General features: G+C 64.6%; 2 protein-coding genes. Both read left to right on the forward strand.

What is annotated here, in order from left to right:
- On the forward strand, positions 1-1,214 hold a 1,214-nt coding region (locus AC04MI_RS25025; RefSeq protein WP_476499024.1), incomplete at its 5' end, for a M81 family metallopeptidase.
- Between the two features lie 24 nt (positions 1,215-1,238).
- Positions 1,239-1,664: M20/M25/M40 family metallo-hydrolase (locus tag AC04MI_RS25030; protein ID WP_476499025.1), on the forward strand; the 426-nt coding region annotated here is incomplete at its 3' end.

The following is a 1,664-nucleotide window of genomic DNA, read 5'->3' on the forward strand; positions in this document are numbered from 1 at the left end:
ATCCTGCTATCCTGCTCGATTTGCATGGCGCGATGGTGGCGCAGAACACACCGGACGGGGAAGGAGACCTGCTTGCCCGGGTGAGGGCGGCTGCGCCTGGCGTACCTTTGGGTGTAGCACTGGACCTGCACGGCAACATCACGCAGAAGATGGTCGATAACGCCGATGTGATGGTCGGGTTCAAGACCTACCCGCATGTGGACATGTACGAAACGGGCGAGCACGCGGCACGTCTCGTATTGCAGATGTTGCAGCAAGGCACGCGCTATGCCGTGCGCTGGCGACAGTTGCCCCTGCTCAGTCACACCCTGCGCAGCACGACCTTGGGTGGCGCTATGGCCGCCGCCGTGTCATCGGCGCGGCAGGCTGAAGGGGAGGGTGTGCCGGCCATGACCATCTTTGCAGGCTTCTCCTTGGCCGACATCGCCGCACCATGCGTGAGCGTAGTGGCCACGGCGGAATGCACTGCCGAGGGTGAAGCGCTGTGCGCCGCTGCGCTGGACCGCGTGGCTGCCCAGATCTGGGCGGAACGTGAAGGCTACGTATATGCTAGCGAGCCCTTGGCCGAAGCCTTCGTTCGGGCGCAGCGCATGGCCGAAGGAGCGGGCAAGCCCGTGCTGCTGCTGGATCACAGCGACAACTGCATGTCSGGMGGMASCTGCGACACCATGGACGTGCTGCAGGCCGCCTGGCAGCATGGCCTGACTGGTATCGCCACGGGGCCGCTGTCTGATCCGGAGGCCGTTGAGCAGCTCGTGGCGGCCGGTGTGGGCGCGCAGGTGTCGGTGCGCCTGGGCAACAAGGTGCCGCTGGCTCGGCTGGGCATTGTCAAAGAGCCCGTGCTGGTGCAGGGCACAGTGCGTGCCATCAGCGACGGCAGCTACACCGTGACGGGCCCGATATACACCGGCCAGCGCTGCTCCATGGGACGTGCCGTCTGGCTGGATGCCGGCGGCACGCAGATCGTGGTGGTGGAGCAGCCGCACGAACCGTGGGATCTGGGCGTTTTTTCTTGTGTGGGCCTGAACCCCACGGCATATCGTTACCTGCTGCTCAAGTCGCGCATGTACTGCCGRCCGGTSTTCGWGCCGCTCTCTGCTGGATTGGTGGAGTGCGATAGCCCCGGCGTGACCAGCTCGGACTACCAGCTGTTCCCGTTCGAAAACCTGCGCCAGCCCGTCTACCCGTTGGGCGACGTGCTCACATATCCCTGACTGAGCTATATCTCTGGAGCTTCTATGGACACCAAAGTCAAACCCGACATCGAGACCCTGCGCATCAACGGCGATCGCCTGTGGGCTTCGCTCATGGAACTGGCGCAGATCGGCGCCACCCCCAAGGGCGGCGTGTGCCGCCTGACCCTCACCGACCTGGACAAGCAGGGCCGTGACTTGGTGACCCGCTGGGCGCGCGAGGCAGGCATGACCGTCACCATCGACAAGATCGGCAACGGCTTCATGCGCCGCCCCGGCCGCAACAACAACCTGCCACCCATCATGACCGGCAGCCACATCGACACCCAGCCCACCGGCGGCAAGTTCGACGGCAACTACGGCGTGCTGGCCGGCATCGAAGTCGTGCGCACCCTGAACGACCACGGCATCGAAACCGAAGCCCCCATCGAAGTCGCCTTCTGGACCAACGAAGAAGGATCTCGTTTCGTG

It is taken from the genome of Acidovorax sp. LjRoot204 (assembly GCF_056175785.1).